9 protein-coding genes are annotated in these 7,629 nt (G+C 69.2%); 6 read left to right on the top strand and 3 right to left on the bottom strand.

Annotated elements, in window-relative coordinates; translation table 11 throughout:
- From G6020_RS04960 to G6020_RS04945, 4 genes are all read left to right on the top strand, one after another.
- A partial coding sequence (locus tag G6020_RS04960; RefSeq protein WP_277815246.1) for an FAD-linked oxidase C-terminal domain-containing protein occupies positions 1 to 619 on the top strand: 619 nt, incomplete at its 5' end.
- On the top strand, positions 616 to 1,548 hold the full coding sequence (locus tag G6020_RS04955; protein ID WP_182609859.1) for a diacylglycerol kinase: 933 nt from the start codon (positions 616 to 618) through the stop codon (positions 1,546 to 1,548). The genes G6020_RS04960 and G6020_RS04955, both read left to right, overlap by 4 nt.
- 101 nt (positions 1,549 to 1,649) lie before the next feature.
- Positions 1,650 to 2,222 carry a CAP domain-containing protein gene (locus G6020_RS04950; RefSeq protein WP_182609858.1) on the top strand — a complete coding sequence of 191 codons (573 nt, stop codon included), beginning with the start codon at positions 1,650 to 1,652 and terminating at the stop codon, positions 2,220 to 2,222.
- 53 nt (positions 2,223 to 2,275) lie between these two features.
- On the top strand, positions 2,276 to 3,985 hold the full coding sequence (locus G6020_RS04945; protein ID WP_182609860.1) for a BCCT family transporter: 1,710 nt from the start codon (positions 2,276 to 2,278) through the stop codon (positions 3,983 to 3,985).
- Positions 3,986 to 4,003: 18 nt separating this feature from the next.
- Here G6020_RS04945 and G6020_RS04940 read toward each other — a convergent pair whose 3' ends face one another.
- Positions 4,004 to 4,792, bottom strand: a complete 789-nt coding sequence (locus G6020_RS04940) for a pirin family protein (protein ID WP_182609857.1) — start codon at positions 4,790 to 4,792, stop codon at positions 4,004 to 4,006.
- A gap of 178 nt (positions 4,793 to 4,970) precedes the next feature.
- Here G6020_RS04940 and G6020_RS17425 point away from each other — a divergent pair, with 178 nt between their 5' ends.
- The gene (locus G6020_RS17425) at positions 4,971 to 5,096 is read left to right on the top strand and encodes a hypothetical protein (protein WP_259847360.1); all 126 of its coding nucleotides are present in this window, start codon (positions 4,971 to 4,973) and stop codon (positions 5,094 to 5,096) included.
- Positions 5,097 to 5,196: 100 nt separating this feature from the next.
- Here G6020_RS17425 and G6020_RS04935 read toward each other — a convergent pair whose 3' ends face one another.
- Positions 5,197 to 5,487, bottom strand: a complete 291-nt coding sequence (locus G6020_RS04935; protein ID WP_179523710.1) for a hypothetical protein — start codon at positions 5,485 to 5,487, stop codon at positions 5,197 to 5,199.
- 141 nt (positions 5,488 to 5,628) lie between these two features.
- Between G6020_RS04935 and dapA the strand changes: the two genes are divergently transcribed.
- Complete coding sequence (dapA, locus tag G6020_RS04930) at positions 5,629 to 6,516, top strand: 4-hydroxy-tetrahydrodipicolinate synthase (RefSeq protein ID WP_179523709.1); 888 nt, start codon at positions 5,629 to 5,631, stop codon at positions 6,514 to 6,516.
- 35 nt (positions 6,517 to 6,551) lie between these two features.
- On the opposite strand, the gene G6020_RS04925 is transcribed toward dapA, so the two are convergent.
- Entirely contained in the window at positions 6,552 to 7,451 is a 900-nt protein-coding gene (locus G6020_RS04925) for an oxidoreductase (protein WP_179523708.1), read from the bottom strand.
- Between the last annotated feature and the right edge of the window lie 178 nt (positions 7,452 to 7,629).

Below are 7,629 nucleotides of genomic sequence, written 5' to 3'. Positions count from 1 at the left end.
CGGCGGTGGTGACAGTGCGGGCGGTGACGCCGGCGGCTGCCTGTGTCTGACGTTGTTCGAGGGCACGCCCGAACACGCCGGGTCGCGTCATGCCGAGACCCGGGCGGTGCTGCTGACCCACGGCGGCGTGTCGCTGGGTGCCGGTCCGGCCGAGGCGTGGGAGCACGGCCGATTCGGTGCGCCGGTTCTGCGTGATGCGTTGCTCGACAACGGCGCGCTGGTCGAGACGCTGGAGACCGCCACCGACTGGTCGAACCTGCCCGCACTGCGGGACGCCGTCGCCGGGGCGCTGACCACCTCGCTCGAGGCCAGTGGCACTCCGGCGCTCGTGATGTGCCATATCAGTCACGTCTACCCCACCGGCGCGTCGCTCTACTTCACCGTGGTGGCGGGTCAGCGGGGCGAGGACCCTGTCGCACAGTGGACGCAGGCCAAGCGGGCGGCATCCGAGGCGATCATGGCCACCGGCGGAACGATCACCCACCACCACGCGGTCGGGGTGGACCACAGGCCCTATCTCGAGGCCGAGATCGGCGAGGTGGGTGTGCGGATGCTGCGTGCGGTCAAGCACGCCGTGGACCCGAAGGGCGTGTGTAACCCGGGGACGTTGATCCCGTGAACGCGCGGCTGTCCGACCGTCGGATCCGCACGGTCGCCCTGCTGACCAACCCGGCCGCCGGCGGAGGACGGGGTGACCGGGTCTCCGACAGGGCGGCCGCGAGGCTGCGGTCGCACGGGCTCGAGGTCCACGCGCTTCGGGGGGCCAGTGCGCAGGAGTCCCTCGATCTGGCCCGGCAGGCGATCGCCGACGGGGTGGACGCTCTCGCGGTGTGCGGCGGGGACGGGATGGTCTCGCTCGCCGTGCAGGCGCAGGCGTTCTCGGGGGTCCCGATCGGCATCATCCCTGCAGGCACCGGAAACGACCTCGCCCGCGAGTACGGCGTCCCGTTGGACAGCCCGGAGGCCGCCGCGGACGTCATCGCCGGCGGCCGGGTCGAGCAGGTGGACCTCGGCAGGGCCACCCCGGACGGCGGTGCCCCGCACCTCTTCGCCTCCGTCCTGTGTGCGGGGCTCGATTCGGCGGTCAACCGGCGCGTCAACGAGATGACGATCCTCGGCGGGCCCCTGCGCTACGTCCTGGCCTCGATCATCGAGTTCCCGACGTACCGGCCCCGTCGGTTCCGCATGACCTTCGACGCCGGTGAGGCGGAGGAGGAGACGGTGGAGACGGAGGTCCTCCTCAGCGCGTTCGCCATCACGCGCAGCTACGGCGGTGACATGAGGATCGCCCCCGACGCCGACCGGTCCGACGGGTTGTTCGACGTCTGCTACGTCGGCAGGATCTCCAAGCCCCGACTGGCGTGGCACTTCCGCCGGCTCTACTCCGGTACCCACGTGGGACTCCGGGGGGTGACCACACGGCGGTGCAGGTCGGTCCGGATCGAGGCTCAGGATGTGGAGGCGTTCGCCGACGGTGACGCCGTGGCGCCGCTCCCGGTGACCGTCGAGGTCCTCGAGGGGGCCGGCTTGTTCCTGGTGCCACGTTAACTTCAGTCTCACCTGTAACACTGATTTACGCAGGTCACAGGCGTTACGCCTCACTGATACCTCATCCGCCAATTGGTTCGCCTCAGGCTCGCCGAGGCGGCATGATCACCTCCATGCGCTCCAGGCTCACCGCGTCACTCGCGACTATCGCCGTCACCTCCGCCACTCTGATGGGTGGCGGGGGCGCGACGGCCTCCGCCCAGGCTCTGCCGTCGTTCATCCCGCAGCACGTGGTGGACGGGCTCGTCTCCCAGGCCCGTGCCGCGGTGCCCGCCGAGGTGTGGGCGGCGGTCGGGTCGACGGGGATGATCTACCAGGACGTCTCGGGCGGGCTGCGCGAGGGCATCGTCCGGGAGATCGACTCCTACCGGGTGTCCAGGGGGCTCGGGGTCCTCGCCCCCAACCCGGATCTGGACCGCGAGGCGCAGACGTGGGCCGACCGGCTCGCCGCCCAGGACGCCGTCTACCACAACCAGGCGCTGCTGAACCGTGGCCACGGGGAGAACATCGTCGCCGCCGGTACACACTGCGGACCGGTGTGTCTGGTCGACCTGTGGAAGAACTCACCCGGCCACAACGACAACCTGGTTGACCCCGGGTACCGTTCGGCGGGAATGGGAATCGCCTACTCCGCCGGTGGCAAGGTGTTCGTGGTACACAACTTCGCGTACTGAGGTCAGCCCGGATGACCGACCCGCCAAGCACGGCCGAACAGACGAGGGAGACCATGTCCGAACGGATTACACGCGCACTGAGGCTCAGGACAGACCCGGGGATCTTTCTCACGACGGTGGGCGTGATCCTGGCCTTCGTGGTGATCACGTTCTTCGCCGGTGAGTGGGTGGGCAGCGTCTTCGGCACCGCCTCCGGGTGGATCATGACCAATCTCGGCTGGTTCTACATCTTCGGCGTCACCGCCTTCCTGTTCTTCCTGGTGTGGATCGCGATCAGCCGCTTCGGCCATGTCCGGCTGGGCAGCGACGACGAGGAGCCCGAGCACTCGACCCTCACCTGGTTCGCGATGCTGTTCGCGGCGGGCATCGGCTCGATCCTCATGTTCTGGGGTGTGGCCGAGCCCATCTCGCATTTCGCCGAGCCGCCCCGTGGGGTCGAGCCGGCCAGTGCGGACGCCGCCCGCGAGGCCATCGGCTTCACGCTGTACCACTTCGGCTTGCACACCTGGACCATCTTCGCGCTACCCGCCCTGGCCTTCGCCTACTTCATCTACAAGCGCAAGATGCCGCCGCGGGTGAGCTCGATCTTCGCGCCGATCTTCGGGGACAAGATCTTCGGACCGATCGGCCGGACCATCGACGTGGTCGCGCTCGTGGGCACGGTGTTCGGAGTCGCCACCTCGGTCGGGCTCGGTACCCTGCAGATCAACGCGGGGCTGTCCGAGCTGTTTGGTATCGCGATGTCCCCGCTGGTCCAGGTTCTCGTGATCTCCGTCGTCACGGTGATTGCCTGCATCTCCGTCGCGGCGGGGCTGGAGAAGGGCATCAAGCGGCTCTCCAACTTCAACATCGCTATCGCCGTCGGGTTGCTGGTCTTCGTCCTGGTGACCGGCCCCACTCTGTTCCTGCTTAAGGGCACGGTCGAGTCGCTCGGTGTGTACCTCACGATGCTTCCGGAGCTTGCGCTGTGGAACAACGTCTTCCCGGCCAACGACGACCTGGCCGGGTGGCAGAACACGTGGACCGTCTTCTACTGGGCGTGGACCATCACGTGGTCGCCGTTCGTGGGCATCTTCATCGCCCGCATCAGTCGCGGCCGGACCATCCGCCAGTTCGTGTTCGGCGTCCTCGGCCTCCCGGTCGCGTTCTCCGTCCTGTGGTTCGGCATCTTCGGCATGGCCTCGTTCCACATCGAGCTCTTCGGCCCGGGCGGGCTCACCGAGGCGGTCGTGGACGAGGGCGACATCCCGGGCGCCCTGTTCGCGTTCCTGTCGAACTACCCACTGTCGACCCTCGTCTCGGGGATCGCGATCCTCGTCGTTGTCATCTTCTTCACCACCTCGGTCGACTCAGCGGCGATGGTCGTCGACATGATCGCCTCGGGCAAGGGGGACGACGTCCAGGTCTCGCCGGCCCACCAGCGCATCATCTGGGGCGTGCTCATGGGCGCGGTGGCGGCGACGATTCTCGCCGGGACCGGCGAGGGCGGACTGACCGCCCTGCAAGAGGTCATCACAGTGATCGGTCTGCCGTTCTTCGTGATGGGTTTCGTGATGATGTACAGCCTCGTCCGCGGCATCAGCAACGACATGGGGGAGCGGCCGCCCACGGTCACGCGGCAGTGGCGGCGGGCCTACTCCGCGGAGTCGCTCGAGAAGAACGAGGACGCGCCGTCCCCCGAGCCGGTCGGCCCGCTGCACCACATCCCGGAGACCGAGCAGGACGACGGCGCCCCGACTCCGTCGAAGTCGGACGCGACCTGAGCCGGGGGCCCAGTGGGCTCAGTGCCCTCTCACGTCGAGCATGGTCATCCCCGCGTGCATCTCCCACACGAGGATCTCGGCCCCGTCCACGCCGGCGGTGACCCGGCGACCGCCCGTGGCGGTGAGCCGCGCGGCGTCACCGGTGGCCAGCTCGCCCTCGCCCTCCAGGTCGACCGAGCCGACGGGCACGTAGAGGTGGAGGTACGGCGCACTGGGGAGTTGGACGGACCGCCCCGGCTGTAGCCGCGACGCGAGCAGCGCGGAGGTGCTGTTGCGGATCCGGATGGCGGCCCGGTCGGCGTGGGAGCGGAGACCGCCCGCGACGACGGCGAGGTGGTCCTCCAGCTCGCCGGGGTCGATCTCGCGCTGGTCGTACCCCGGATCCCCGCCGGTGGAGTCGGGGACGACCCACATCTGCACCAGGTGTACCGGTTCGGCCGGGATCTCGGGGTCTTGGATCGATCCGTCGCGCCAGGCATCGTTGCGCTCGGAGTGCAGGATCCCCGACCCGGCGCTCATCCGCTGGGCGAGACCGGGGTAGATGATCCCGTTGTGGCCCTCGGAGTCCTGGTGGACCAGCGAACCGGACAGCACCCAGGTGACGATCTCCATGTCCCGGTGGCCGTGGGTGTCGAACCCGGAGCCCGGCGCGATCCGATCGTCGTTGTTGACCAGGAGACGCCCGAAATGGGTGTTCATCGGATCCTGGTGGCGGGCGAAGGAGAAGGAGTGACGGGAATCCAACCAGCCGCCACCGGTGTGGGACCGCGTGGCCGACCGACGGAGTGTGACCTTCTGATCGAGCACGGCGCCCCCCTTGACTAGCTGATGCAACAACAATACGCTCGAGCGATCGGCTCCGGCCGGGGCGCCCGCCCAGAACGGTCGTCCAGATTTTTCGCTGATACGGCGACGGTCCACCGCGCGCGGGCGTAAGGTGACAGTTGTCAGTGACGGGAGTCACATCGCCTGCCGGGAGGTTTCCATGTTGCAGAACGCTCTGGCCGCCACGCTGCGCGTGGGTGTGGCCACCACCAGCGAGGTGGCTCACATCGTCGTCGACCACACCCTGGGCCGCTTCCTCGACACCAACCCGGACAAGGTTCGCTGATCATCCGGGTTCGCTGACGATCCGGGTGGGTTGACCATCCGCTAGAGCCGGGCCGCCACGAGCCGGAACGCGTCCGGCCCGTAGGGCGGCACGCCGGGGATCACATCCCGTCGGCCGTGCCCTCGCTCCCGCCGAGGGCGTGGTCCGGCTGTTCCGGCGTCTGATAGATGCGCTTCTGTTCCTCCAGGTCGCGCGACCCCGTCGTCGCGGTGCCGTCACCGTTGCCGACGCTCCGGCCGTCACTGTGTCCACCGCTGCCCGGGGCGTCCGGGTCGATTCCGGTCGCTCCCTGATCCGCCGCCCGATCCGGCGCGCTTCCGTCACCGACACGCGTTCCGTCGATGGTGTTGCCCAGGTCCTCTGGGGTCTCCGGGGGTGTCTCCGAGTTCATGTGGTCCTCCTGGGTCGTGCGTGCGGGGGGTGGTGACGACCCTAACCGCGACGGGCCCCACGTGCTTCCGGACCTCGCCGCCGGATCCGACGGTGACCGCACCGGAGCGACGACCGACCGGGACCGCCTATCCTGGTGCCCATGTCGGACAATCCCTTCGGTCGGGTCATCACCGCGATGGTGACCCCAATGCACGACGACGGCTCGATCGACTACGACGGGCTGCAGCGACTCGCGGTCCACCTCGCCGATCACGGTCACGACGGACTGCTGGTCAACGGCACCACCGGTGAGTCCGCCACGACCACCGACGAGGAGGACTACGACGCCGTGGCCGCGGTCGTCGAGGCGGTCGGCGACCGTGTGTCGGTGATGGCCGGCTGCGGGACCAATGACACCGAGCACTCGATGCGGGCGGCCGCCGCGATGGTCGAGCGCGGCGCCGACACGCTGCTGGTGGTGACGCCGTACTACAACAAGCCCACGCAGCACGGGATCGTCGAGCACTTCCGGATGGTCGCCGAGGCGGGAGGGCGACCCGTCATGGCCTACGACATCCCGGGGAGAACCGGCACGGCCCTGTCCTCCGACACGATCCGCCGGTTGGGAGAGATCCCCGGCCTCCGCGCGGTCAAGGACGCCAAGGGCGACCTCTTCGAGGCCAGCCGACTCATGGCCGAGACCGATCTGCTGTGGTTCTCGGGTGACGACGTGCTCAACCTCGCGTTCCTCGCACTGGGCGCCACAGGCATCGTCTCGGTGGTCGGGCATGTGGCCGGAGACGACTACCGGGCCATGATCGACGCCGTCGATGCCGGTGATCTCCCCCGGGCCCGCGAGATCCATACCCGCCTCATCCCGGCCGTCGACGCGATCATGCACACCTCGCAGGGGGCCATCCAGATCAAGGCGGCGCTGAAGATGCAGGGGCTGCTCGGCTCCGACCAGCTGCGGATGCCGCTGCTCCAGGGCCCGCCGGAGCACCTCGACCGGCTCCGTGAGGGACTGGCCGCGGCCGGACTGGCCTGACCCCTACGGGTCGGCCTGACCCCGCCGCGGGCTGACTACCGGAACGCGGACATCTCGGTGCACCGCTCCCAGAGGGCGGCGGCGACCCGCTCGTCGCGGGACCTGCTGCTCGACCTGGCGATCTTCGGGTATCCCCTCAGTCCGCCGAGGCGATCGGGGCCCACGAAGGTCGCGCCCGGAAGGTCCGGCACCGTCGCGGCGTAGAGGACGGACAGGGCGCCCGTCTCCGGCGTCAGTCCGGCCCACGAGATCGAGTTGCCGAGCTCGAAGAACCGGTCGGCGGCCGGGCGGCCGCTCTGCCGGAGGAGTTCGGTGGCGGTGTACCCGGGGTGGGCCGCCATCGACCGGATCTCCCCGCCCTCGCGACCGAGTCGGCGCTGCCATTCGTAGGCCAGCATGATGCAGGCCAGCTTCGAGTTGGCGTAGGCCGCCATCGGCCGGTATCCGCGCAGATCCATGCTCAGATCGTCGGTGTCGACGCGCCCGCGGAGGTGTGCCAGCGAGCCGAGCCAGACCACGCGATCGGTCAACCGCGGCAGCAGGCCGCCGGTGAGGGCGTGGTGACCGAGCGCGTTCACGCCGAACTGCATCTCGTGACCCTGGGCGGTCCGCGAGGGCGGGAGGTTCATGACGCCGGCGTTGTTGATCAGGACATCCACCCGATCCGCGGTCCCGGCGACGAACTCGTCCACCGAGTCGAGGTCCGCCAGATCGAGGCGACGGACCAGCGCCAGGTCACGCGTCCCCGACGGCAGGGTGGCCCGGGCGGCCTCGGCCTTCTCGAGGTTCCGGCACGCCATGACCACCCGGGCGCCCCGGGCCACGAGTGCCTGTGTGGTGGCCAGGCCGATCCCCGCGTTGGCCCCGGTCACGACAAAGGTCCGTCCCGTCTGGTCGGGGACGTCGGAGGCGGACCATCTGGGCGTGCGGCTCATGTGTGACAGTCAACCAGCCGCGCCTGCGCCGTGGTCGGACACCCGTGTGGTAACGCCGGGGGAGACGCCGCGATGTTCTTGTGACACACTCGCGTGAGGCGGGTGAGATCCCACGCGTCACACACGCCTTTCGTCTTCGACCGAGATCTCGGAGTTCCCTCATGACGTTCGACCGCCG

The organism is Dietzia sp. B19, from assembly GCF_014145155.1.
Classification (GTDB): Bacteria; Actinomycetota; Actinomycetes; order Mycobacteriales; family Mycobacteriaceae; genus Dietzia; species Dietzia natronolimnaea.
This window is presented reverse-complemented; position numbering and strand designations above follow the sequence as displayed.